The following is a 24,965-nucleotide window of genomic DNA, read 5'->3' as shown; positions in this document are numbered from 1 at the left end:
ATCAGAATGAACAATTTTAACACTCTTTTTTCATTAATAAGAGGAAGAAGTAATCAGCGTTTCTTTAACATGTTTGGAAATAAAAAAACGAATAACGGTAGCATGATATTATGGTCATTACTTGGCTTAACGACACTTGGTGTAATCGGAAGCCGTAATACAAGATGGGTACAAAAAATCCGAGAAGGATATAACAACCTTCGAAATAATACGAGAATACCATTAAAAAACCAAGTATATTTTCTAATGAATTTACTGAAGATATAACACCTAAAATTCTTAATAAGAACAATAATAATCAATAGAGGTTTTTTTCAATAGGGACTTTCTTAAGAAAGTCCCTATTCTCATTATTTTTGGGTACCTACTAGCTATAAATTAATATTGTATTAAAACCCCCATAAACAAATTTAGTTTACCTGTTAATCAGGGTAATATTCTAAAAAAACCAATTAATAGGTTTCGAAAACAACTACAAATCTAAATAAAGATATACCAAGTAAATAACATAAGGGTGATAATAGTTTAAAAAATAATTGATTAAAATCCATACAAATCATTGATCGTATACAAGGTGTGTTAGACAAGCAGGTTAGTATATCAAAGTTACAAAGTGAGATATCATTTATTGGGGATTTCTGTTAATAATCAAATGAATGGCGTTAAGAATAAGACAATTAAAAAAGTCGATTTATTTATATGAAATCGACTTTTTTTAGGCTGAATTTTATTAGCGTACAAAAATTCTGAAATGATGCAGTACCTTTAACTATCCTATTTAATCTAATGCGTTATGCTTCTTTTTCTTTATTCGGCGAAAAGAAAACCTGTTTGGAATCTCGTGAAAATGATAAACGACGTTTGCTGATGTACAAGCAACAGTATGTTTGCTTACTTTCAAAGGTTCCGTTATGGGCGAACGGCTGAAATTGTTATTCTGAAGCTGCTCTACGGAAAAGCCCTTTTTAGCTAAAGCTTCATCAAATTCTTTCTAGGCAGCTTGTTTAGCCTTAAACAACATCATTTGTATTCTGCTATAAACGTTAATTACCCCATCTCCCATTGTTTCAATTGGAAGAAAAATCGCTTCAGGGTGAATCTCGGTCATGAGTGACTGAACTCCGTCGAAAACACCAGATGAAGGCATGCATCCGAATTGTTTAACAGAAATGGTCAATTTAACTTGACGAAATAAAAACTGCTATAGAAAATCTTAAGTGATTTTACCTATCTACGGGTGCAACCGTATGACAAAAAGAGCCTTTTCAAGCTAAACAGAAAAGGCTCTCGAATTATCGCTGCATTATTTTGTTTTCAGCTCGTTTCATATTCGTTTGAACGGTTGATTTGCTAACACGTAATAAGCAGCTATTTCTTCATAGGAATAATGCTGACCGTCGGTGACAAACCAATCGACACTACACTACAATATTATCTTTATTCCTTCACCCGACCAATCTTTTTGTTCAAACTATTATAATAGAATCATGTTAATATGGATAAAACTATAATCTCGATAACAATGAATTAACTATTAGCTCACATTGCTTATTTTCTCTTCTTGATCTTCTATCATCACTTCTTTTGGAACTGCAAATAAGTAAGTGATGATAAGTGCGGCAGCAAAGATCAAAATAGAAACCACTAGATAAGCAAGGAGCTGATTCCACTCATAAATGTACATTAAAGGAGACAGCACTACGGCCAACCCATATGAATTCGCTTGAATGTTTAATAAGGATAGAATTGCGCCTCCAACTGCCGAGCAAGCAATCATCACATAAAGTGGATTCATACTGTACCTCATCACGACACCAAACAGCGCAGGTTCACTAACACCAAGTAATTGTGTAGCAGTTGCACTTGCCCCCATAACCTTTACCGTACTTTTTTTCGCTTTAATTGTAATCGCCAAACAAGTACCTGCATTTGCAAAACCATACATCGCACATAACGTAATAAGCGGATTAAACCCTGTATTTGCAAGCAATGTTGTTTCAATCATAATAAACAGGTGATGCATTCCCGTCATAACGGCTAACGGATAGATAAAACCAATTAACAATCCTCCAATACCAAGAGGAGCATCAATAAGTTGTGTAACAACCGTTATTAATCCCGCTTCCACAAAATGCAATAAAGGCCCTAAAATGAGCAAACCTGTAATCATCATACATAATAAAACAAAGAAAGGTGTAAAAATTAAATCTAATGCATTCGGCATAACAACTCGTAACTTCTTCTCAAGTTTTGCTCCCAGAATCCCAACAACGAGAGCCGTTAATACACTACCTTGGTAACCAACAACCGGTATGAATCCGAAAGCCATAATCGGTTCTACCCCACTATTGATATCTGCTACCGCATAAGCATTTGGAAGGGCTGGGGAAACAAGCATTAACCCAAGGACAAAACCAATAATAGGCATACCGCCGAAATTTCTAAATGCTGACCAACAAATTAATGCTGGCAAGAAGGCAAAAGCAGTATCTGTCAGAACAGATATAAGAGTGACTAGATAACTAGGAATATCATCAATGTTCATACCCATTAAGCTTAATAGTGCATCACTAAATAACACACCCTTTAAACCAAGGAATAAACCCGTTGCCCCAATAATTGGGATAATCGGGATAAAGATATCGGCCAACGTACGTACAGCCTTTCTTATTCCCTTTTCGTTTTTAGAAGAAGATTCACCCTTCTTCACTTGCACATCCTCTCGGTCAGGTTGGTCACCTCTTAAAGCTGAGTAAACCTTATTAACAGTACCAGTTCCTAATATAACCTGGTATTGCCCTGCATTAAAAAACACACCTTTAACTTCATCAATCTTTTCAATTGCTTCATCATCAATCTTCTCGCGATCTTTAACCGAAAATCGCAATCTTGTTGCACAATGAACATATGACTCTATATTATCCTCACCAATGACGTTAACAATTTCTTTTCCAATACGTTCGTATTTGTTTTCACTCATAATAGCTCGCTTCTTTCTGTTGAAGTACTAGTGCTTGATATGGTTTCAAAGAAAATTCGTTTTCACTTATCGTTTCTTTTTCATCTTTGTAATTGTTTAATAAAAAATAATAATTATTATGTTCAAATTTGACTTTTTGAGTTTCTGAAGAAAAATTGAAATAGCAAACAACTTCTTCATTATTCAATTTACGTTTATAAGCAATAATCGTAGGGTGTTCTTCTAAAATAGGCTCAAACTCGCCATAAATTAAACATTCATTTGACTGTCTAACTCGAATGATTGTTTTATAAAAATTCAGGACGGAATCCGGGTCCTGCTCTTGTTGCTCGACGTTGATCGTTTTGTAATTCTCGTTCATTCCTAACCAAGGCTTAACTTTTGAAAAGCCACCATATTCTTTTGAATTCCAATGAAATGGCGTTCTTGAGTTATCACGGCTTCGTAAATTAATAAAGTGTAATGCCTCTTTTTCACTAAAGCCTTCATTCATGGAACGATAGTACTGATCAATACTTGAAATATCATCGAATTCCTCAATACTTTTCCGTTCGAAGTTTGTCATTCCAATTTCTTGACCTTGATAAATAAAAGGTGTTCCGCGAAGATAGAAAAACAACGCTCCCAGCATTGTCGCAGAGAAGTAGTTGCGATTCTCTTCTTTTATATATTTACTTATCGATCGATTTTGGTCATGATTTTCTAAAAAGTTTGCACCCCAGCCTGCTTTTTGGATTTCCTTTTGGCTAGTAAAGATTAATTTCTTAAGGTCTAGTACATCCCAGTCGACTCTCTTAAACCACTCACTACCAGAGGCTACATCAAGGTCTGCATATCGAAAATCAAAAATCATTGAAAAATAGCCATTGTCCCCAATGTAATCATCGTATTGCTCATAAGGTACTCCTGGAGCTTCGCCAATCGTTACACAATCATACTTGGAAAAGGTTTCATCTTTTAATTCATGTAGGAATTCTTTTATGCCCGGTTGATTACGAGCCTTTTTTGTACATTTTACAAGCCCATCTACGCCATCTGCAGGGAGATTATCATAGTTTTGATCTTTCTTTATAAACGTTATGGCATCTACTCTAAACCCTGCAATGCCCTTATCCAACCAGTAATTAACCATTTTATATAATTCTTCTCTGACTTGCTTGTTTTCCCAATTTAAGTCAGGTTGTTTCACATCAAAGGAATGAAAATAGTACTCTTCTGTATTTTTCAAAGGCTCCCATACACTGCCACCGAATACAGAGCGCCAATTTGTAGGAGGCTGACCGTCTTTTCCTGATTTCACAATATAATAATCTCTATATTTACTATTATGTGGGTTCTCAAGTAAATCTTGGAACCATGGATGTTCATCTGATGTATGATTTATAACTAGATCAAGGACAATTTTTATTCCCTTTTCTTTTGCCTTATCAATTAATTCGTCTAGATCTTTCATATTACCGAACTCTGGATTTAACCGATAATAATCTGAGATATCATACCCATTATCTGCCATTGGTGATTGATATATTGGGCAAATCCAAACCATCGTAATACCCAAAGATTGTAAGTAATCTAGTTTTTGTGTAATTCCTTTTATATCTCCTATCCCATCATTATTGGAGTCATAAAAGCTTTTAGGATAAATTTGATAAATAACTTCTTTTTGCCACCACTTCTTCTCCATGTTGTCCCCTCCATCATTGTATATATTTAATATATTTTTAAGATAATCATTTGTGGTATCGGTTCCATGCAGGTATAAAAAAATACCCTATGACATCTTAAGTAAAGTGCGAATAAATTAACACTTATGATAAAAAAATGATTGCAAATCTAAAAAAACTATATGGTATCGGTTCCATATGTAAATAAAAAAATTATTTCGTTGATGGAACCGGTTTCTATTTTAAATTATACTTTTAGTTTTTGATTTCTGTCAACGCTTTCTTTAGAAATTTTTATACCTCCTAACTTTCAAAATGTGAATACCTTTATTTTCTAAGGATTATAAAGTGAAACTGTAATGAGAGTTTCACTTTATAATCGATAGGCATCCTTTACATAACTATGTGGATTGTCGAACAATCAACTCGATTGGCAACTCGTAGTTTTGAATCTCCAGTTTTGGATTTTCAAGCATCTCTATCATCACTTCAATTGATTTTTCTCCCATTAGATCTACTGGTTGTCGAATAGTCGTTAGCTTTGGATCTAGTATTTCTGCAATTGGCTGATCATCAAACCCAATAATTGCAAGGTCAGAAGGAACAGTTAAACCCAATTCTTTTGCTTGGATCATGATTCCACCAGCAACTTCATCACTTCCAGTAAAAATAGCAGTTGGGCGATCTTCCATCTCTAGAATTTGCTTCATTACCTGTTTACCATCCTCAATCGTATGTTGGTCTACAAAAATCCATTTCGGATTGATCTTAATACCCGCCTCATGTAACGCTTTTTGAAACCCTTGATTACGATCTTTCCCTTTCCCCTGCTCATCAAACAATCCACCAGTACAGTAAGCAATTTTTTTATGACCCTTTTCAATTAAATGCTTAACACCTAAATATGCCCCTTTTGTTTGATCCAACCGGATCATTGGAACTTCTGATTGATTGACGTAATCATTGCATAATAAAATTGAGCCGTATTCCTTATATGACTCTATCATATCCCAATCATTTTCAATTGAAGTCATAATAATTCCATCTACTTGCTTTGTTTTTAATAAGTTTAGGAATGCTAATTCTTTTTCTTTATCTTCATAACTTTGGCCAATCAATACTTGGTACCCCATTTTATAGGCGGCCTGCTCAATCGAATTAACTAAATATGAAAAGAATGGATTGACAATTCTAGGGACAATAACACCTATCGTAGTCGTTAACTGTCCTCTTAGCCTTCTTGCAGAAGGATTTGGTGTATAACCAAGCTCTTTCATAGCATTTAGTACTAATTCTCTCTTTTTGTCCGAAACATACGGATGATTATTTATTACACGTGAAACGGTTGTTTTCGATAATCCGGATAATTTTGCAACATCTGATATTGTAGCCACTTGCTCTCACTCCACTTTTAGTATAAACATGAAATCAGTTTCATATTATTTTACTTTAGTAAAGATGCCTATTGCAATGAATTTTAATCAATCAAATTATTCGGGACATATTATTTAAGCTATGAATTAATTACGCTCAGTATCTCTTTTGGTACTATACTGCTATGTCCTTTTGCGAAAAGTGATAATTGCCAACCTTGCAAATTGCTTTTTTTCAACTTCTAACTTTGCCAATCTCAGAATGTATTAGGTTGTATTCCTTCATTCATATACCAAGCTGTTGTCATTGACACCTTTTTGATCGATAACAAAAAAACGCTCCAAATTGGGCGTTTTTGTTTTTTATAAAGTGATAACTATTTTATTAATGGATATTTAGGATTTTATAATTTTTATGAGCAACCACCGTTTTATTTCCTTCAAACTCTTGCTGCGAGTGGTTTTCTGTAATATTTATGATCACCGAGTTCTCATTTACTTTTTCCACGATTCCTTTTACACCAGTTTTAGATATAATTTCATCACCTGTATTTGCTTTCATATATTAGCCTCCTTCCAAAATATAATAACCTATAAAATAACAAAAAATCCATAAGTTTACATAATTGATTGTTATCGGTAATTAAAAAGGATCTTCGATTGAAGATCCCTTTATGCTGCTTGTTTAATTAAAGCGCCCCTTCGTTATGAACTATACCCCGAATAATGGACACCACTAAAAAAGGTGCCCTATATTCGGGGTTTTTTGTACCTCTCAAAAAAATCCCGTTTATAATAAACTTAATGAATATGAACGGAGGATTATCTTAATAAGGAATTTATATACAGATTTTCAAATTTAGGAATTAGAAAAAAATCCAAATATAGTAAGTGTTTCAGAACGGACAATAACAGTTACGTTTTAATCCGCTGGTTCTTGGCTATTTTTTTAAGGGAGAAGACTGAATAATTCTACTTGCTTAGTAAAGTGTTAGAAGTCATTGAAACAGTCTTACGAAAATTCCCTAATATTCAAGGAGTAGTTGCTACTAGTGATCGATTAGCTCTAGATGTGTAAAAAAACATTAGAGGAAAAAGAGGTAAAAATTCCTGTCATTGGGAAAGATGGTATTTCAGAAATGGTAGAAGCCATTGAAGCAGGAAAGATGAATGCTAGTAAAGCGCAGAATCCCTATGACATAGGATATCTAAGTGTAAACAGGCAAAAAGAGCAATTAATGGAGACAAAACTAAAAAAAGAATTATAGTGGTATTGATATTATAACTTAGGGTAATGCCAAAGAAAGATTAAATTTTTTTCAAAAACTTTTAGATTGAAAACCTAGGAAACCCTTGGAATGTCTGGTTAAGGTGCAAAAATGAATGTACATTAAAACTGAATTTTAAAGAGGACAAACCTCGAGAGACTTATCCTTTATTTATCGATATTTCCAATCCTTAGTTACTGCCTTTAGATAACGATTTTATAAGTCTCTTTAAGGTAATTAAAAACCATAAGATCAAAATTCTTTAAAGCTTGGTCTTTATCTTCTCCAAATCTAACTAAGGTTATATCCTCATTAATTGAATTGAAAATGATGTAACCTTTATCTCTAATCCATATCAATTTTAAATGATCGAATTCTTTTATTACAGTAGCTATCATTTCCTGTGTTTCGATTTTCATTATATATACCTCCTACATATCAAAGAAATCATCTACTCTTGCATTTTGGTCTAATTGTCGTATAGCGATCATTACTTTTTTTATGGTGGTTGCTGTAGGTGAATAATCAGGATCGGAACATATTCTACTTGCTGTACTTCTGCTGATTTTAGCTGCTCTAATTAAATCCTCTTGAGTAAACCCGCGCTTATCAATAAATTGACCAACTTTACTTCGTTTTTTCCCCAAACCCCACATCAGCATATACCACTCCTAATGCTTTAATATCTAGATGAAGTATTAACTGGATTTTATAGATATATACAATATTTTTTCAAATTTGGGAGTATATTTTCAAAAATGAAAAAGTTTTTCATTATTTACATATATGTCTCAATAAAGCAAAGCATTTCTGTATCATCTACGAAGATGATAACTTTTACTCGTCCCTTTAACATCTGGCCCAAAATAAAAATAAGCGCTAATCTTGTAGAGATAGCGCCTGATTGCTGTAGATCATTGTTAAGCTAAAGATAATTATGGTTAAATGACATTGAAAATGGGGAGTAATTACTTATTAAGACTTTTCTAACCATCATCAGGTGTCACCGGCTATTGAAGAAATGCTCTATTACTTTAACTTCATACATTTTAGCGACACTCTTTAAGATAAGTGGAGATTGGTTTTACGTCCTGCCTCCTGTCGCCTTTCCTTAATACAAATCACTCCAATTAAGCCTATCATGGAGAAGATAACTGGAGTGATAAAACCGAAGTAATATCCATCACCGATACTACCTGAAGCAGACTGAAAATGATCCAATACATTTCCAAAAATACTTGGCAGCAATACGGCACTTAGAAATCCACCCGTATTCGCAAACCCAGAGACAATGCCAGATTCTATTATAGGAAAAGATTGACGAACCACAGCAAATGTTAAGGCACTTGCCCCATATCCAAAGCCAATGATAAAGAAGAGCATAATTAAAAAGGAAAATGGCGGATTCCCTTTAAAAAAAAGAAAGGAAGACCAACTCAATAAAGTAGTGATATGAATAACAACATAAGGCTGTTTAATTGTTTCTAACCTACTTGAAATCCAGCTCGTTAGAGGAGCACCTATAAGCGCACCGATAAGACCAATCATAATGAGCTGACTCGCATCTGAACGTGTCATTCCATACACATTCATCCCATAGGGTACTGCCCACGAACTGATAAATCCTACATACGCACCGACAACCCCAAAGTGACAAAAGAATAAAGCCCATGCTTGCCGATTCGAAAACATTCTTCGTAATAAAACCAATGTTTTTTCACGTTGTATTTCATTTTTAACCAATACCGATTCATTAAGAAAGATTTGTTTTGGTTTTTTTAAGAGTACAAAATAAAGGAGAATTCCGCTTAAACATAATAATACTCCTGCTGAAAAAAATGCTGTCCTCCAACCAAGTAAGACAATCCATGCAGAGAAAGGGACTGTCGCCAAAACGAAACCAAGGCTTCCTGTCATTCCAGCCAGACCAATTAATCGAACAAATTCCTTTGCATTAAACCATTGGCCCAAAATTAACACCATATTTACCCAGATGGTCGCATCCCCCGTCCCCGTCATTATTCTTGCGAAAAATAAGACAACTTCATGCGTACCAAGACTATAAATAATTGTACCTAACCCTGTAAGTAGTGCACCTATAATTAAAAAATAATTGGGCCCAAAACGATCAGCCAAAATACCCATTGGAATTTGCAAACCTGTGTATACAAAAAATTGTATACTTGTCAGTAACCCAATCGTTGATGCAGTTACATTAAAATCCTTCATCACTTGGTCTGTAATCAATCCTGGAGCGGTTCGTTGGCTCGCCATTAATAAATAAGTAAACATTACAGAAGCAAATATAACCCATCTAAATCTGTTATTTTGTTTGTCCAATGATTTCTACTCCTGTTAGCTTTTACTCTATATATATGAATTTCTTATAGCTGTAGAATCAAGCACCCGTTAATAAAGTACAATAAGGTTTATTCATACTCACATTTTATTGGTTTTACAAATTCTAGTGATTTTTTTGCAAGTACTAGAGAAGTTTGTGTGGTATGACCGTATAACAAGGCTATGCCCGTCATACCCTATCCAGCCTACACTCATCCCCTTATCTATTTTTATTACCACTGCTTCGCTAATTTTACTTTCCCAATTACCTTGCCATTGACTTTCTTCTCCACTAAAAAAATCTTTATTTGTTTTTGTATCAATTTCTTCCACTGCGTTGATTTCAAAGTGCATAGTAAATTCATCAATGACCAACTCAATAGCTTTCAAGAATTATTTGTTTGATCTCTTTAAACTCTGGTGCCTCTAGTTGTTGTTTTCTCCCTGCTCCCCTTTTAGAGTTTATTTTGAATCTTGTCTTTTTATTTATTAAAAATAAAGGGCTTACAATAAAAGTAAGCCTTTAAAAGCATAATGATATTTAAGTTTAATCGTCTCCCTAGATAGAATCGTATACATAAGTTCATCTACTATATACCCAAGTCTAGAGGTTGGTCTCTTTTTAAATTAGAATAATATATTTAGTATTACAAGCATACGAATCAAGGAATAACTAAAAGGATTGTGTCCTGTAGAGTACAGGATCCAATCCTTGATAGTTTCATATATTACTTGTCTAAATTTTTGGAGTCACTTCAAAATCGGCCTCTAAGTTTTTCTAGATAATCAATTGATCAAAGCATAACGCTTACAATCGTACCGGATAATAAACTGACTAAAGTGGCTCCAAATAAAAGCTTTAACCCAAATTGGGAAACTACATTTGCTTGTTTCTGGTCGATGCTCTTCGTCGCTCCTGCAATAATCCCAATTGAAGAAAAATTGGCAAATGAAACGAGGAATATTGATAAAATGCCAACAGATCGCGGCGATAAATCTGCCGCTGCTTTTGATAAATCGAGCATAGCAACAAACTCGTTTGTCACTAATTTTGTCGCCATGATTTTACCTGCTTCCAACATTTCCGATGCCGGAATTCCCATAATGAAGGCAAGCGGCGAGAACACATATCCTAATAAAGTTTGGAACGTAATGCCAAAGATAGAGTCGAATACGCCATTAATCGCTGTGATTAATGCCACAAATCCGATCAGCATCGCTGCAACAGTGACAGCAATGGCAAATCCGAGCATAATATATTCGCCCAGCATTTCAAAAAATGTTTGTTTTTCTTCCTCTTGCAATTCTAAAATATCTTCCTCTTCTCGTACCGTGTAAGGGTTTACAATATGGACGATGATAAATCCGCTGAATAAGTTCAAAACAAGTGCCGTAACCACATACTTCGGATCAATCATCGTCATATACGAACCGACAATTGACATAGAAACCGTTGACATGGAAGATGCACAAAGCGTGTATAAACGATTTTTAGGCAATTGACTCAATTGATCTTTTACTGTAATGAATACTTCACCTTGCCCGATAATCGCTGCAGCAACAGCATTATATGATTCTAATTTTCCCAAGCCATTTATTTTGCTTAATAATAAACCGATCCCTCTGATGATAATAGGCAAAATTTTAAAATGCTGTAAGATTCCAATTAACACAGCAATAAAAACGATTGGAAGTAATGCATTAAGGAAAAATGGAAATGCCCCTTCATTTGCCAACCCGCCAAATACGAAATTAACACCTGATGCCGCGTATTCCATCAACGTTCCAAACACATTGGAAATCCCTTGTATCAAGATAAGCCCGACACGCGTATTTAACAAGAAATACGTCAAAATTAACTGTATAACTAGCATGATTGCAATCGGTTTATATTTTATTTGTTTGCGATTGCTGCTTACAAGAAAAGCCAGTAAAAAAATAGTGATTAGTCCGAGAATGAAGATGAGAAATTTCATGCTCTATTTCCTCCTCCTAAAGAGATATGAATAGCAATCTAGTTTTTATTTATTTCGTTAATGAAACTGCTCATCCTTAAAGCAAATACACGTCATGCTTGTCTATCTGCTTTAAGGAGTAAAGTTTGAGCATGCAAATATTCCTTTTCATCTTTTTGCAAAATTTAATGTACAAAAACTGACGTAGCGATGATGTTCAACAGAAACAGTGCAGCGATCACATACACCAAAGGAGACACTTGTTTCCACTGACCTATGGCCGCCTTCATCAGCGGGTATGCGATGAAACCGAATGCTAAACCATCAGGAATGCTGGATGTCAACGGGATGCAGACGATAATTAAAAAAGCAGGAAACCCTTCAGAAAAATCATGCAAAGGGATGTGGAGTACGCTTTTCATCATCAATGCCCCAACGATGATCAGCACTGGAGCAACGGCATTGCTAGGTATGAGCTGAATGATTGGCAGCGCCAGCGCTGAGAATGCAAACAAGACCGCTGTCACTAAGGTTGGGATACCCGTCTTCCCTCCTTCAGAAATCCCTGATGCACTCTCAGCCGCGACAATGGTCGGACTGGTGCCAAAAATTCCCGAAGTAATCGTGGAAACCGCTGCCGCCTTGTATGCACGGGGGAACTTTTCGGGATCCGCCAATAACCCGCTCAGCAAACCCATGTTTTCAAAAAGGACAATCATAGTCATAGAAAAAATCGCGATCCAGAAAGAAATCTGCAAGACACTAAAATCGGCGGAGGCAAAAACCTTGCCGTAAGCGTGCAAGTCTGCTGAGTTACTGGATATTTCTGCTTTTCCTGTCAGTGCAAGGGTCAGGATGCTCGTAAAAAAGAGACCAAGCAGCAAACTTCCTTTTACGTTTCGGGCAAACAGGATCAAAGTGATCACGAGACCAACTATCGTTGACAATGTGACAGGGTTTCCGAAATCCCCCAATGCAACAAAAGTCGTTTCATTAGGCTGAATGATCTCCCCCTTCTGCAGCCCGATAAACGTAAGGAATAGTCCTATACCTGCTGTAATGCCATGTTTTAACGATGCAGGGACGGACGTTAATATCCTGTTTCCTAACGGAGTCATGCTGGCGCAGAAAAAGAGCAGTCCTGATGCGATCACTACAGCCATACCCTGCTGCCAAGTAAGTCCCAGTGATTGAACAATGGTATAACTAAAAAATGCATTTACCCCCATCCCCGGAATCAGTATGATCGGCGCATTGGCCCAAAGAGCCATCAGCAAACAACCTGCAATAGATGCAAGGATGGTTGCCATGACACCGGCACTCAATGAGATTCCAGCGTCTTTTAGTATTAAGGGATTAACCAAAATGATATATGCGCTTGTGAAAAAGGAAGTCACACCTGCTGTCATCTCTCTTTTCCACGTTGTCCCGTGTGCTTCCAACTGAAAATATCGGCTAAACCGCTGTATCATTATACTTTCAATCCTCCATATAAAATCCCGCACCCACCCATTATGCTTAAGGAGCATAACAATATTGCCTGTCTATTCTCTAATGCTAATTTCATCCATCTACGTATAACTCTTAACAATGCAATTAATCTATCTTGTAACAAACAAATTGCATTCCTCTACAATTCAATAATGATTCCTTTAACCAATTGCAAAAATTGGGCTTTAATTATTTCAGTTGTTTCTATCACTTCGTCATGCGTTAAAGTATCATCGGAAATCCCGGCTGCCATGTTGCTGATGCAAGAAATGCCAAGAACATCTAACCCACAGTGCCTTGCAACGATTACTTCAGGCACTGTCGACATTCCGACCGCATCCGCACCGATCATGCCCAAGAATTTAATTTCGGCCGGAGTTTCATAACTAGGTCCAAGCACCCCGGCATAGACGCCTTCCACAACTTTCACTTTTTCCTTAGCTGCAACTCCCTTTGCCAAAGCAATCAATTTCTTTGAGTAAGCTTCAGACATGTCTGGGAATCTTTCGCCGAATTCGGCTTCATTCGGACCAATCAACGGGTTTTGGGATGTTAAATTAATATGGTCCTGAATGATCATTAAATCTCCTGGTTTAAAGCTTCGGTTAATGCCTCCCGCTGCATTCGTGACAAGGATCTGCTTGACCCCAATCGCTTTCATAACACGGATTGGGTAGGTAACAGCTTCCATCGAATGCCCTTCATAAAAGTGGAACCTTCCCTGCATCGCAATGACGCACTTTCCCTTTAAGTCACCGATCACCAACCTGCCTTTATGGCCAGCAACTGTTGAAACAGGAAAATGTGGAATTTCATCATAAGAAATGCTTATTGGATTTTCGATTTCTTCTGCTAATACGCCAAGTCCCGAGCCAAGGATGAGACCTATTTCTGGGGCTTGTCCGGCTTTAGAAAGGATATATTCCCTCGTTTGTAGAATTTTTTTACTTAAGATCATTTGTTTTCCCCCTTCAAGTACAATAACTTAAATTTATTTGTTGTACGATGTCTGACAAGTGATGGTAAAAAAATAGTCAAAAAAAGTTTCGAATTATCTCGTAAGGTCAGCATGCAACCGGTTTACTTCGGCCATCACTTTTTCTTCATCAATCGTTAAGCAATTGCCATCTTTCACAATTAGCTTGCCGTCAATGTAAACATCACAAACATCACGTCCGCTTGCCGCATAAAGCAAATGTGAATAGGCTTCACTAAGCGGCTGCAAATGCGCTTTATCATATGGATAAATGGTCAAAAAATCAGCTTTTTTGCCTGCTTCCAAAGATCCCGTATATCCCATGCCAATCGCTTCTGCTCCCACTCGAGTGGCCAAGGAAAGCGCAGTTTGCGCAGTAAATTTTGTTGCATCTTTGTAGACGCCTTTTTGCAGCAATGCAGCTGTTCTTGTTTCCTCAAACATATCAAAGTTGTTATTGGAGGCAACACCATCGGTTGCAATTCCCACTTTAATCCCTTTATCCAAAAGACTGACAACGTCCGCGATCCCTGATCCAAGCTTCAAATTGCTAATCGGGTTATGTGCGACCCGAACATCATATTGCTTTAAAATCGATCGCTCTTCATCGTTAAGAACCACTCCATGCGCCATGACTGTTGGCTGATCAAACAGGCCCAACCGGCGAAGAAACTCTACAGGTCGAACTCCGTAGCGCTTTTCGATATCCAAAACTTCAAAATCCGTTTCCGAAACATGGATGTGGACCATCAAATCATTCTCTTTAGCAATCCGCGCGCTTTCAGCGATTGCTTCAGGCGTGCAAGCATACGGGCTATGAGGCGCCACCATCGCAGTCAAGCGACCATTGGCATACGTTTTATAAGTTTTGGAGAACCGTTCAGCCCCTGTAAGATTCGCTTTCTGCTCTTGTTCTGTTCCGAAACTGAAAATCGAATAAGAAAAAGCTCCGCGCATACCAGTTTCTCCAATCACTTCCATCACTACATCCGCATCTATTCCATTCGGATTGAACATATCCGAGAATGTCGTTGTTCCCGATTTTAACATTTCCAACATGCCAAGCTGGGCACTTACTGAAGCGATTTCAGTAGTGAATTTTGCCTCAATCGGCCAAATCTTCGTTTCCAGCCAAGGTTTCAGCAGCATATCGTCCCCATTTCCGCGTAAAATCGTCATCAAAATATGGGAATGGACATTCACAAGGCCGGGAAGAACCCATTTCCCACGAAGATCCACCACTTGATCTGCATCTGACAGAAGATCTGCTGAAGATGGGCCGATATAGGAAATCTTTTGATCATCTACGATCATCATGCCATTTTTAAAGATATGATTGTCCATATCCATTGTATAAAAATCAGCATTTAGATAAGCTATTTTCAATTCCTCCACCTCCTAAAATTCTTTTAATCTTGCAGCATTAACCGCATACCATAATAGAAAGTTCTATTGCGAAAAGCATTTCTTATTTTTTCTTGGATGCAGTTTTCACCAATGATATCAGCCACAACATCCGGATCCATTAAATTCTTCGTCTGTTCTTAAGTGAAAATCCCACTCCAAAACTCAGTTTTCATACCACCTATATAAATGCCGAAAACAGGAATAGGATTATATTTTAGGTAGTCTTTTCGCTCACATCGTTGTTGGATGTCTGACAACTGAAAGCGTTTGATTCATTCTAGCATTTTAAGTTCTGATATTCAATATTTTTTTTTAGGTAAATCAAAAAACGAATTCATGAAACTTCAGTAAAATATTAACAAGTGATTAGGATTCTCTTTATCCGTTTACAACATAAGCATTTGGGTCATTAAGAAAAGCTGAAGCAACTGTTTAGCGGCATATGGATTGGACCGTTTCGAATGAGATAGGGATACATGAAGACGTAGTGGTTCGGTGTTGACTTATCGCAAGGAGGTGTTGGAAGTCCAATAGCCACTACGCGCTGGGCTAAACAAAAAACAAAGTTCAAAAACTCTTATAATTTACTATCCTAAAAAAATGTGCATCTAAGCGATACACATTCTCTCTAACTGCATATTAAAACTATAAAACTTCTCTTATTTTAAGCGCTTGCGGAAAACATTGAAGCTAAAATTATTGGAACGGAAGTAATTGATTGAGTATAAGACAAGGCGGGTTTTTTCATCAAAATGCGATTGTTTCAAAACGAGCAAAGGTGTTTTCACATCGCATTTCAAGTTTTCTGAGATCTCCGGCAAACCATTGATCGTTTCTATATTCGTTGTTGCACAATCGATTTTAACCTCTGCTTTATCTTCTAAAAAATTGAAAATCGACTCCCGATCCAGTGTGCACCCTTCTGGCAATAGATGAGCAGGAATCTTATCGATACAATAGACCAAAGGTTCTTGATTCGACGTTCTTATTCTTTTCACTAACAGTATTTTTTCGTCATCTTTGAGATTAAATATTTCTTTTTCTTCGGCATTTGCGGTTTTATATTCTGAGAAGATCAGCCTAGTTCCAGGTGTATGCCCTCCTCTCAGAATTAAGTCTGTTACACTAAAAAGTTCCTCTATGCCGCTTGTGTATAAAGGTTTCGCTTTTACAAAAGTCCCGATGCCGTGCTTTTTAGTGACGATATTTTCTTGTTCCAATGCTCGTAAAGCTTCTCTTATCGTTGAGCGGCTCACTTTGAATTGTTTCGCCAATTCAGGCTCTGAAGGCAGCCTCTCGCCAGGATTAAAATCTCCCTTTTCTATCCTATCTTTTATATTATCCATAATAATCAAATACCGTGATTTTTGAAAATCCTCCGAATACATGAACTCGACCTCCATAAAAACATTCGTTAGTTTAACGTATCAAAATAACCTCGATTTGACCATATGTATTCTAATAAATTTCGATCTTGCCTATCACAGTAAAGCTTGATTTGGACAAATACACCTGCAATGAACAAGATTAAGTGATACAGAGGTTAATGACTGCTGTTGTTTACGTTTGTTTTAGAAAGTCAAATATATATCATCAGAATTTTGATGCGCACAAAAAGAAGCCAATCATTTTTTTTATGACTGACTCTTTTATCCTTATAATCTTTTAAATCATATCTAAGGGTGACATCCATTAGAGACTTAATTATCCTTCTATTTCCCGTCCATATTGATGACATTGTCCCCAACAATCAAAGCACCAGGATTGGCTAAATCGTATTGAAGCTTCCAAATCTCAGGGGGGACGGATATATTTTGAATGCCATTAGCAAAAATACTCTTCAAAACATTATCTAATATTGCATCTTCTTTTATCTACAATATACTTTTTCTACATTCATACTTTACCTCCACAATTTAAATAGGTTGAACTAGTTATAAATTTAGCAATTTATATAACAATGCGTGATATTTATATATTGACCTTTTCCGCCTATTTACGTTGAAAGCACTACATAAACTAGATAATGATCTTCTCGTTTTTTACGGTAAGTATTTTATTTTTTCTTCAATCGGTGTTCTTTCTTTTGGTTGATTTATTTCTTCTGGGTAACCTAAACCAAAGATCCCAATCATACCCATCCGGAACTCCAAGAATTTCACGGTTTTTCTGTGCAATACCCATCGATGACTAAAATGTTCCAACCCCTTCTTCCCAAGCAGCTAAATTAAAATTCTGAACAAAGCAAGCAGTAGCAAGTCCATTTTCTACTGTTTCGGCGGCTAAATGTTATTAGTTTCATTTCCAATCCTACAAATAGGATTATTATCCAATAAAATATACGACATTTCTCTAATAGTTCTGCTAAGGGTTTGATTGATAGAAGGTATCTTCAAAAGAATACAAATTAGTAACTTAATTGAAGGAGTTGTTCATTAAATTGTTCAACATCTAGATTTAATTGCTGAATAAGTTGCTGCTTAGAACGAAAAGCTTTTTCTTCTCGGATAAAGAATAAGACTTCTACCTCTAATTGCTCATGATAAATATTCTTATGAAAGTCTAAAATATGAACTTCATATGAAACCCTGTTATCATCTTTAAAAGTTGGTCTTACGCCAATATTCATAACTCCATAATAAGCTTTTTCATGGTGAATTACTTTTACTCCATAAACACCTTTTTTTAAGTTATCTTTATTTACAGAATATAATGCAAGATTAGCTGTAGGAAAACCAATTGTCCTCCCAATCTGACGACCTTTGACAACCGTTCCTTCTATTGATGCTCCTAGTGTGTGGTTCCTTTCCTCCATCAATCTCACCCTTTTCTAATAGTTTTAGCTAGTAGCTTTTAATACATATACTGTTAGGACTCGTAATCTATTTGTGAATGTAATCAAGTTCAATTCATAATAATTTATTTTACTAATGGATAGAATTCTGCCGGTATTGCTCCGAAATGTCTGCGATGATAAAGCATTGGTTCTTTGTCTTCCTTTTGAATATTGATTACTTCTCCAATTAAGATTGTGTGATCTCCTGCTTCAACTGTTTTAAAGGTTTTACATTCCATAACAGCGAATGCTCCTTCAATAATCGGAAGTTGATTATCAGATAATTGCCATGTGCAATTGCTGAATCGGTCGACATTTTTGCTAGCAAATGTTTTACAAAGCTCCTGTTGTTCCCCTGCTAAGATATGAACCGCGAATTTACCGCCTTCAATAAATGATTGAATAGTTGACACTCTATGATCAATCGACCAAAGAATCATCAGTGGATCTAGTGATACGGATGCAAAGGAATTTACCGTTAGCCCTAGTGGTGTACCCTCAATGTCAGTCGTAGTCAAAATAGTTACGCCTGTAGGATAGTTGCCCATAACCTCTTTAAAAAGCTGTTGATTTTCAGTATTTGTCATGATTATCTCTCCTTAGAGTTTGTATTTGAATTACTTTTAGTAGACGAAACATATCTGACCAACACTTTATTAAATATGTTCCATTCAATCAATTTCTTATTGGATACTGCTAATTTCACTTTCTTCATTAATAAAACTCTCATTTACTTTACGTGCGGAATATTTTTCTTGTACAAATAAAAGTGTAATCGCTCCTATAATTCCAGGAATGGCAAAGACAAGAAAATTTTGATAATATGGCAGACTCATACTAAAAAGAAATCCTCCCATCATTGGACCTGCAATAGCTCCTAATCTCCCCACTCCTAAAGCCCATCCAAGACCGCTTGAACGCATTTCTGTCGGATAATATTGGGAGATGTAGGAATTACAAATAATCTGTGTTCCAATTGTAGAAGCACCTGCGATTCCTACAAGAATATTTAATATAATCATATTTTCCAAAAAACCAATCAGTGTAAGTGATACTCCGGCAGAAATAAAAAAGACGATTAATACTTTTTTAGCATCCCATTTATCTGCCATCCATCCGCCGAATATTGCTCCTAAAACTGCACCGAAATTTAGGACAAATAAGAACATTAATCCAGAACCAACCGATAATCCAGCCCCAGTCATTAAATTTGGCAGCCATGTATTTAGACCGTAAATCATCAGCAGGCACATGAAAAAAGAAATCCAAAACATGATTGTGCTGAAAGCGCGACCATTTTTAAATAATTTAACTACTGGTGCACCCGGCTCAGATCTAAATTGCTCAAATCCTTGATTTTCACTGCGTGTGTATAATGGCTCAATTCTTCTTAGAACTGAATCAATTTTACTTGGTTGGTTTTTAATTACTAAAAACCTTGGTGATTCTGGCAATGTTTTGTACATTATGGGCAACAACAATAGAGGCAGGACACCGACGAAAAATAGCGATCTCCATCCAAATTGTCCTATCATGACAATTGCAAGGCCTGCAGCCATCATTCCTCCAACAGAATAGCCACTAAACATAACGGAAACTAAAACACTTTTTAAAGACTTCGGGGAATATTCTGTCATCAATGCGACTGTATTTGGCATAATACCACCTAATCCTAACCCTGCGATAAACCGAAAGATACCAAATTCGAGCGGGCCAGTTGAGAAGCCAAGTAAAGCAGTAAACAAGCTGAAAATAGCAATACATGTTAACATCACACTTTTTCTGCCCATTTTATCGGCTAATGGACCAAAAATGACAGCGCCTAGCATCATTCCAAATAATGCTGCACTTCCTAATGTCCCTGCCTGTGTAGAAGTTAACGCCCATTCTTTCATAAGTACAGGAAGAACTGATCCATAAACAACGAGATCATAGCCATCAAATATCATGATAAAGGCACACCAAAATACTATAGATGCATGAAAGCGGTTAAACTTTGATTCATCAATAAGTCTTGCAAGATTAATAGAATTCATCTTTTACCTCCACATTTATTCTTTCTCTGAATCTGCATCTGGCGGCTAAAACTCATGATGTTAACGTTTGTAAATTATTTTCAGAAGAGATATCCCTCCTTTTTATTATATTCACAATCGGTAAACAAAATTATCCTCTTGTGAATAACAGTTTATTATATAAAAAGATCATTTGTAAAGTTCTTTTCTGAATATTCTTTAATTACGCTTTAAGGAAATATTCAAAAAATTTTCAAAAAAACACTTTACAAGATTTCCAACCCTCTGTTATCGTTTTAGTAACGAATAGTGAATCGAATTTACTAATCGTGAACAAAATAATTGATGAGGTGAGTTTTTATGAAAATAGGCTATTTTACACTGACTGACAACCCGATTGAATATGGTGATACTAGAAAAGACCCTAATCAAATGATTTTAGATTTAGCAGAACAAAGTATTTATGCGGAAGACTTAGGGTTCCATTCTCTTTGGGTACCAGAGCACCATTTCAGTGCATTAGGAGTCTTACCTTCTCCTTCTATGTTTCTTGGCCATGTAGCTGCAAAAACAAAACGTATCAAACTAGCACCTGCAACTGTATTACTTCCAGCAAGCCATCCAATCCGTATGGCAGAAGAATATGCATTATTGGACCTACTAAGTGATGGTCGAGCAATCTTCTCTGCTGGACGCGGTTATGATAAACGTGAATATGACGTTTTTGGAATTGACTTTAATAAAAGCCGTGAAATTTTCTTTGAAGGTTTAGATATTGTTCAAAAAGCTTGGAAACAAGGTACTCTTTCATATGAAGGTAATTATTTCTCTTTCCCTGAGATTGAATTAACTCCAAAACCTGTCCAAGATCACTTGCCAATTTATGTAGCCGCTTTCAGTAGACCTTCTATTGAAAAAGCTGCAGAAATGGGTGAAAACGTTATCTTCGCTCCTTTTGCAGCTAATATGGTTTTCGGAACGATGGAAAACGCTATCAATACATTTAACGACTTATCAAATCAACACGGCTTCTCAGATAAAAAAGCAAGCTGTTCTTACTTTATTAATGTAACTGAATCAGCTGAAGAAACAGAAAAAACAAAACAAAGAATGTTAAAATACTTTACTGGTTTAGTTCCTGCATTCCCAGATGATCCAACAAAGGCTCCACCACATATTCGATATTTTGCTGAAATTGTTGATAATCTTAAAAATATGACTACTGATAAATTAGGCGATAAGAGCATTATTGTTGGAGATGCAGAATATGTAACAGAAAAACTGAAGGAAATGGAAAGAGCTGGATTAGACGAAGTTATTTTATACTTTGACTTTGGAGGTCTTTCTCACCTTGAAACAATGAAGGCAATGGAACGTTTTGCAAAGAATGTTATGCCTCATTTCAATCAAGAAGAATCATTAGTTAAATATTAAGATTACGAGAGGTTTTCTCAAAAAGTCTGCTCTTTCAACAAACATCAATATTTAGTTATATTGGTTTTGAGGAACAGACGCTTGCTGAGACAACCTCTTTTTACTAAACAGAAAGAAGGTCCTCATATGAAAACAATGACAAAAAATATAACCTCTATTACTCCAGTACATCTTCCTGACCTGCATTTTATCCAATTTTGCGAGAAAGAATTTAATGTTAATAGAGGTATTTATAATACAATTGATACTTGGTTTTTTAATTATGGGATCAAAAACCTATTAGAGAGACGACAGACCATCATTTATTTTCTACAAAACCTTAATGAAATAAGAAAAAAAAATAACACAACTAAAATTAAATTTGGTAGCGGCGGGCTAACTTCTTCTCTTACTGAGTTTTGCCAAACTAATCATTTATAAGTGGTTGCTAATATAGTATTGGAAACTAATGGCCTATATCCTTTCTTCTTTACTTTTTCCGCTAGAGTCTTTACTTGCTATAATTAGTTTATTAGGTGGCTAAATCCTTTTTTAAAACTGTATAATGTTTAAGGAAGCCTACAGTAAAGAAATAATGGTAGTAATTTAATACATTCATTATTTTTCTAATTAAATGAACAAGGAGATACAACATGGACGGGGAAGAAGTAAAAAGCAAAGGTATACAATCCATTGAAGTTGGTATGGATATACTAAAGAAAATTGCTGAAAGAAACAAACCTCTATCAATTACAGAAATAGCGATAATATGTGATACTTCTAAAAGTAAACTACATCGTTATTTAACAAGTTTCGTTAAAACGGGGATTTTAGAGAAAGACCAAAATGGCAAATATATTCTTGGAACTGAATTAGTTATGCTCGGATTCAAAGCTTCACAAAAATTAAATATTATTGACATAGCTGCCCCACATCTAATTGATATAAAAGATACATTAAATGAGACTGCTGCACTTACAATTTGGGGAGAAAGCGGTCCTTTTTTTGTGAGCTGGGAAGAAGCAAATGGGCCAATTAATATAGGGATAAAAGTAGGATCTAGGGTGAGTGTTACTCAAAGTGCTTCTGGAAGAGTATTTGCGGCCTTTCTAAATAAAGAAGCAACTGAAGAGAAAATTAATAAAGAACTAAATAAATATCACCTTAGCCAAGATCAATTTCAAGAAGCAATTAGCTTCGTTAAAAAAAATGGGTATTCCTTTGTCAACAGTACAATTATTCAGGGGATTAGTGCAATCGCCTCTCCCATTTTCAATCGCTCGTCTAACTTGGTAGCAGTACTTACTGTAGTTGGACTTGAAAACTCTTTAGATACATCAGAACATTCCAAAGCAGTCCATATTTTAAAAGAAAAATCAGTCATGTTATCTAGACTGTTAGGATGGAATGGTGATTTATAATTTTTAATTGACCCTAAATATATAGTTACTTCTCTTTTAGGTGCTATATGTTGGGGTTTTTAGGTTTTTAACATATTCGATATGTAAATATATTCTAAAAATCTGTATCAAAACTCTTGAATTTTGGTATTTCAACAAGTATTTAACTTAACTTTTCCCTCATTTGTACAAAAATAAGTATCATTTTCGCTCAAATTCGCAGTAATCTTTCACCAACTACTCTGCATTGTTAGTTCACAAGAAAAGCTGCCAAAAAGGCAGATTGATCTTCCATTATCGCATAAGTTAGTTGAAAAGCTGCCGATTACTGAACTGCCCCGTAAATGTTAGACACTAAACTAACATTTACGGGGTGTTTTTATGGCGAAATTTACAACGGAAGATAAAATACAAATTACATTGAGATACGTTGAAGGAAATGAAAGTATTGAAAAAATTGCAGGAGAAGTAAAAGTTAGTCCTCCTATTTTAAGTGGATGGGTTAGGCTTTATGAACAACACGGTATAGAAGCATTTATTAAGTCCTATACAAATTATTCTGTGGAGTTTAAACTAAATGTACTCAATTATATGAACGAAACGGGTACATCTTCTTATGACACAGCTGCCATTTTCAATATTTCTTCACCAGGTATGATCCGAAATTGGCGAAAGGCTTTTGAAACTGGAGGAGTTGATGCCCTACAATTAATGAAAAAGGGGCCTTCATCCATGAAAAAAGTATCGAAATTAAACAAAGAACAACAACCACCCGTTGAAGGATCGATCGAAGCTCTACGAGCTGAAAATGAGCGTTTACGTATGGAGAATGCCTATTTAAAAAAGTTGAACGCTTTAGTTCTAGAACAGGAAAAATTACAAACAAAATCAAAGCGCAAGTAATTTTTGAACTAAAGCATGAGTTTGATGTAGTGGAACTAGTTAAAGTCGCAGACATTCCACGTAGTACGTATTATTACTGGGAAAAACGATTAAATTGTGAAGATAAATATGCAAAGGTAAAAGAAGCGATTGAAGCTATTTATCATGAACATAAAGGACGCTATGGTTACCGTCGTATCACCAAACAATTAGAAAGAATGAATATTCACCATGATCCAAAGACAATTAATCGTTTAATGAAAGCGATGGGCTTAAAATGTGAAGTGCGGATGAAAAAATTCCGTTCGTATCGCGGAACAGTAGGCAAAATCGCGCCGAATTTATTGAATCGTAATTTCCACGCAGACAACATGAATGAAAAATGGGTAACTGATGTTACAGAGTTTCATTTATTCGGGGAAAAACGTTATTTGTCGCCTGTTTTAGATTTATGTAATGGAGAAATAATTGCGTATAAAGTTATGAACCGTCCAGTTTATGCTCTTGTTGGAGATATGATAGAAGAAGCAGTAAAAAGGATACAACCTGATGATGAAATCGTCCTCCATTCAGATCAAGGCTGGCACTATCAAATGAGTAAATATCAAAATAAATTAAAAGCGCACGGTATACGACAAAGTATGTCCCGTAAGGGAAACTGTTTAGATAACGCAGTCATGGAAAATTTCTTTGGCTTATTAAAGTCTGAACTACTCTACTTACAAGAATTTGAGAGTATGGAACATTTCGAACGAGAATTAGAAGAATATATTTATTACTACAATCACAAACGAATAAAGGCAAAATTAAAAGACCTAAGCCCCGTTGAATACCGGACTCAGGTCTTGAAAGCAGCCTAACCTTTTTGTCTAACTTTATTGGGTCAGATCATACCCGGTTCATCTAGCTTTTCTACTTGCTATCGGCAACACCTTTTTATCCTTGTATGCCAGACTAATAGTTCG

The 24,965-nt window shown here is 35.8% G+C and carries 22 protein-coding genes; 6 read left to right on the top strand and 16 right to left on the bottom strand.

Annotation, left to right across the window (positions count from 1 at the left end):
* The first annotated feature begins 6 nt into the window (after positions 1-6).
* Positions 7-267 carry a hypothetical protein gene (locus GMB29_RS05940; RefSeq protein ID WP_136358874.1) on the top strand — a complete coding sequence of 87 codons (261 nt, stop codon included), beginning with the start codon at positions 7-9 and terminating at the stop codon, positions 265-267.
* A 1,267-nt stretch (positions 268-1,534) separates the two neighbouring features.
* Here GMB29_RS05940 and GMB29_RS05930 read toward each other — a convergent pair.
* From GMB29_RS05930 to GMB29_RS05915, 4 genes are all read right to left on the bottom strand, one after another.
* A complete protein-coding gene (locus tag GMB29_RS05930; RefSeq protein WP_136358876.1) occupies positions 1,535-2,980 on the bottom strand; it encodes a PTS transporter subunit EIIC in 1,446 nt (481 codons plus the stop codon).
* The gene (locus GMB29_RS05925; RefSeq protein WP_136358878.1) at positions 2,973-4,664 is read right to left on the bottom strand and encodes a glycoside hydrolase family 13 protein; all 1,692 of its coding nucleotides are present in this window, start codon (positions 4,662-4,664) and stop codon (positions 2,973-2,975) included. Before GMB29_RS05925 ends, GMB29_RS05930 begins: the two co-directional genes overlap by 8 nt.
* Positions 4,665-5,045: 381 nt before the next feature.
* Entirely contained in the window at positions 5,046-6,038 is a 993-nt protein-coding gene (locus GMB29_RS05920) for a LacI family DNA-binding transcriptional regulator (protein ID WP_136358880.1), read from the bottom strand.
* Positions 6,039-6,402: 364 nt separating this feature from the next.
* A complete protein-coding gene (locus GMB29_RS05915) occupies positions 6,403-6,579 on the bottom strand; it encodes a DUF2187 family protein (protein ID WP_136358882.1) in 177 nt (58 codons plus the stop codon).
* 508 nt (positions 6,580-7,087) lie between these two features.
* Between GMB29_RS05915 and GMB29_RS05910 the strand changes: the two genes are divergently transcribed.
* The gene (locus GMB29_RS05910) at positions 7,088-7,285 is read left to right on the top strand and encodes a hypothetical protein (protein WP_136358884.1); all 198 of its coding nucleotides are present in this window, start codon (positions 7,088-7,090) and stop codon (positions 7,283-7,285) included.
* A gap of 203 nt (positions 7,286-7,488) precedes the next feature.
* On the opposite strand, the gene GMB29_RS05905 is transcribed toward GMB29_RS05910, so the two are convergent.
* The 12 genes from GMB29_RS05905 to GMB29_RS05845 form a co-directional block, all read right to left on the bottom strand.
* Positions 7,489-7,704 carry a hypothetical protein gene (locus GMB29_RS05905; RefSeq protein WP_136358886.1) on the bottom strand — a complete coding sequence of 72 codons (216 nt, stop codon included), beginning with the start codon at positions 7,702-7,704 and terminating at the stop codon, positions 7,489-7,491.
* 12 nt (positions 7,705-7,716) lie between these two features.
* Positions 7,717-7,947 carry a helix-turn-helix domain-containing protein gene (locus tag GMB29_RS05900; protein WP_227551541.1) on the bottom strand — a complete coding sequence of 77 codons (231 nt, stop codon included), beginning with the start codon at positions 7,945-7,947 and terminating at the stop codon, positions 7,717-7,719.
* A 400-nt stretch (positions 7,948-8,347) separates the two neighbouring features.
* Positions 8,348-9,625 (bottom strand): MFS transporter, encoded by a 1,278-nt coding sequence (locus GMB29_RS05895; RefSeq protein WP_136358888.1) that lies wholly within the window; start codon positions 9,623-9,625, stop codon positions 8,348-8,350.
* Positions 9,626-9,724: 99 nt separating this feature from the next.
* Positions 9,725-10,000 carry a hypothetical protein gene (locus GMB29_RS05890; protein WP_155443841.1) on the bottom strand — a complete coding sequence of 92 codons (276 nt, stop codon included), beginning with the start codon at positions 9,998-10,000 and terminating at the stop codon, positions 9,725-9,727.
* A gap of 419 nt (positions 10,001-10,419) precedes the next feature.
* Entirely contained in the window at positions 10,420-11,601 is a 1,182-nt protein-coding gene (locus tag GMB29_RS05885; RefSeq protein ID WP_136358892.1) for a NupC/NupG family nucleoside CNT transporter, read from the bottom strand.
* A 164-nt stretch (positions 11,602-11,765) separates the two neighbouring features.
* The gene (locus tag GMB29_RS05880) at positions 11,766-13,052 is read right to left on the bottom strand and encodes an NCS2 family permease (RefSeq protein ID WP_136358894.1); all 1,287 of its coding nucleotides are present in this window, start codon (positions 13,050-13,052) and stop codon (positions 11,766-11,768) included.
* Between the two features lie 158 nt (positions 13,053-13,210).
* Entirely contained in the window at positions 13,211-14,029 is an 819-nt protein-coding gene (locus GMB29_RS05875) for a purine-nucleoside phosphorylase (protein ID WP_136358896.1), read from the bottom strand.
* A 93-nt stretch (positions 14,030-14,122) separates the two neighbouring features.
* Positions 14,123-15,397, bottom strand: a complete 1,275-nt coding sequence (locus tag GMB29_RS05870) for an amidohydrolase family protein (protein ID WP_196305256.1) — start codon at positions 15,395-15,397, stop codon at positions 14,123-14,125.
* Between the two features lie 716 nt (positions 15,398-16,113).
* Positions 16,114-16,842: a GntR family transcriptional regulator gene (locus GMB29_RS05865; protein WP_136358900.1), complete on the bottom strand. Its 729-nt coding sequence runs from the start codon at positions 16,840-16,842 to the stop codon at positions 16,114-16,116.
* 1,019 nt (positions 16,843-17,861) lie between these two features.
* The gene (locus tag GMB29_RS05855; protein ID WP_136358902.1) at positions 17,862-18,269 is read right to left on the bottom strand and encodes a riboflavin kinase; all 408 of its coding nucleotides are present in this window, start codon (positions 18,267-18,269) and stop codon (positions 17,862-17,864) included.
* Between the two features lie 104 nt (positions 18,270-18,373).
* The gene (locus tag GMB29_RS05850; protein ID WP_136358904.1) at positions 18,374-18,877 is read right to left on the bottom strand and encodes a flavin reductase family protein; all 504 of its coding nucleotides are present in this window, start codon (positions 18,875-18,877) and stop codon (positions 18,374-18,376) included.
* A 96-nt stretch (positions 18,878-18,973) separates the two neighbouring features.
* Entirely contained in the window at positions 18,974-20,326 is a 1,353-nt protein-coding gene (locus tag GMB29_RS05845) for an MFS transporter (RefSeq protein WP_136358906.1), read from the bottom strand.
* 339 nt (positions 20,327-20,665) lie between these two features.
* Here GMB29_RS05845 and GMB29_RS05840 point away from each other — a divergent pair, with 339 nt between their 5' ends.
* The 4 genes from GMB29_RS05840 (at position 20,666) to GMB29_RS05825 (ending at position 24,860) form a co-directional block, all read left to right on the top strand.
* A complete protein-coding gene (locus GMB29_RS05840; RefSeq protein ID WP_136358908.1) occupies positions 20,666-21,739 on the top strand; it encodes an LLM class flavin-dependent oxidoreductase in 1,074 nt (357 codons plus the stop codon).
* A gap of 126 nt (positions 21,740-21,865) precedes the next feature.
* Positions 21,866-22,159, top strand: coding sequence for a hypothetical protein (locus GMB29_RS05835; RefSeq protein ID WP_227551538.1), 294 nt, complete (start codon positions 21,866-21,868; stop codon positions 22,157-22,159).
* 212 nt (positions 22,160-22,371) lie between these two features.
* Positions 22,372-23,139 carry an IclR family transcriptional regulator gene (locus tag GMB29_RS05830; RefSeq protein ID WP_136358910.1) on the top strand — a complete coding sequence of 256 codons (768 nt, stop codon included), beginning with the start codon at positions 22,372-22,374 and terminating at the stop codon, positions 23,137-23,139.
* 360 nt (positions 23,140-23,499) lie between these two features.
* Positions 23,500-24,860, top strand: a protein-coding gene (locus GMB29_RS05825; RefSeq protein ID WP_136359328.1) for an IS3 family transposase whose coding sequence is annotated in 2 segments (ribosomal slippage) — positions 23,500-23,956 and positions 23,956-24,860 — 1,362 coding nt in all. Because the reading frame shifts where the segments join, the coding sequence is not laid out codon by codon here.
* Positions 24,861-24,965 lie beyond the last annotated feature (105 nt).

It is taken from the genome of Metabacillus sediminilitoris, assembly GCF_009720625.1.
GTDB lineage: Bacteria > Bacillota > Bacilli > Bacillales > Bacillaceae > Metabacillus > Metabacillus sediminilitoris.
Note: the sequence above shows the minus strand (reverse complement) of the source record. Positions and strands in the feature narration are given on the sequence as shown.

Bases quoted from the DNA above. Each gene is read 5' to 3' on its own strand.
- GMB29_RS05940 (WP_136358874.1), top strand. From the start codon at position 7: ATGAACAATTTTAACACTCTTTTTTCATTAATAAGAGGAAGAAGTAAT.
- GMB29_RS05930 (WP_136358876.1), bottom strand. From the start codon at position 2,980: ATGAGTGAAAACAAATACGAACGTATTGGAAAAGAAATTGTTAACGTC.
- GMB29_RS05925 (WP_136358878.1), bottom strand. From the start codon at position 4,664: ATGGAGAAGAAGTGGTGGCAAAAAGAAGTTATTTATCAAATTTATCCT.
- GMB29_RS05915 (WP_136358882.1), bottom strand. From the start codon at position 6,579: ATGAAAGCAAATACAGGTGATGAAATTATATCTAAAACTGGTGTAAAA.
- GMB29_RS05910 (WP_136358884.1), top strand. From the start codon at position 7,088: ATGTGTAAAAAAACATTAGAGGAAAAAGAGGTAAAAATTCCTGTCATT.
- GMB29_RS05905 (WP_136358886.1), bottom strand. From the start codon at position 7,704: ATGAAAATCGAAACACAGGAAATGATAGCTACTGTAATAAAAGAATTC.
- GMB29_RS05900 (WP_227551541.1), bottom strand. From the start codon at position 7,947: ATGCTGATGTGGGGTTTGGGGAAAAAACGAAGTAAAGTTGGTCAATTT.
- GMB29_RS05885 (WP_136358892.1), bottom strand. From the start codon at position 11,601: ATGAAATTTCTCATCTTCATTCTCGGACTAATCACTATTTTTTTACTG.
- GMB29_RS05880 (WP_136358894.1), bottom strand. From the start codon at position 13,052: ATGATACAGCGGTTTAGCCGATATTTTCAGTTGGAAGCACACGGGACA.
- GMB29_RS05875 (WP_136358896.1), bottom strand. From the start codon at position 14,029: ATGATCTTAAGTAAAAAAATTCTACAAACGAGGGAATATATCCTTTCT.
- GMB29_RS05870 (WP_196305256.1), bottom strand. From the start codon at position 15,397: ATGGATATGGACAATCATATCTTTAAAAATGGCATGATGATCGTAGAT.
- GMB29_RS05865 (WP_136358900.1), bottom strand. From the start codon at position 16,842: ATGTATTCGGAGGATTTTCAAAAATCACGGTATTTGATTATTATGGAT.
- GMB29_RS05855 (WP_136358902.1), bottom strand. From the start codon at position 18,269: ATGGAGGAAAGGAACCACACACTAGGAGCATCAATAGAAGGAACGGTT.
- GMB29_RS05850 (WP_136358904.1), bottom strand. From the start codon at position 18,877: ATGACAAATACTGAAAATCAACAGCTTTTTAAAGAGGTTATGGGCAAC.
- GMB29_RS05845 (WP_136358906.1), bottom strand. From the start codon at position 20,326: ATGAATTCTATTAATCTTGCAAGACTTATTGATGAATCAAAGTTTAAC.
- GMB29_RS05840 (WP_136358908.1), top strand. From the start codon at position 20,666: ATGAAAATAGGCTATTTTACACTGACTGACAACCCGATTGAATATGGT.
- GMB29_RS05835 (WP_227551538.1), top strand. From the start codon at position 21,866: ATGAAAACAATGACAAAAAATATAACCTCTATTACTCCAGTACATCTT.
- GMB29_RS05830 (WP_136358910.1), top strand. From the start codon at position 22,372: ATGGACGGGGAAGAAGTAAAAAGCAAAGGTATACAATCCATTGAAGTT.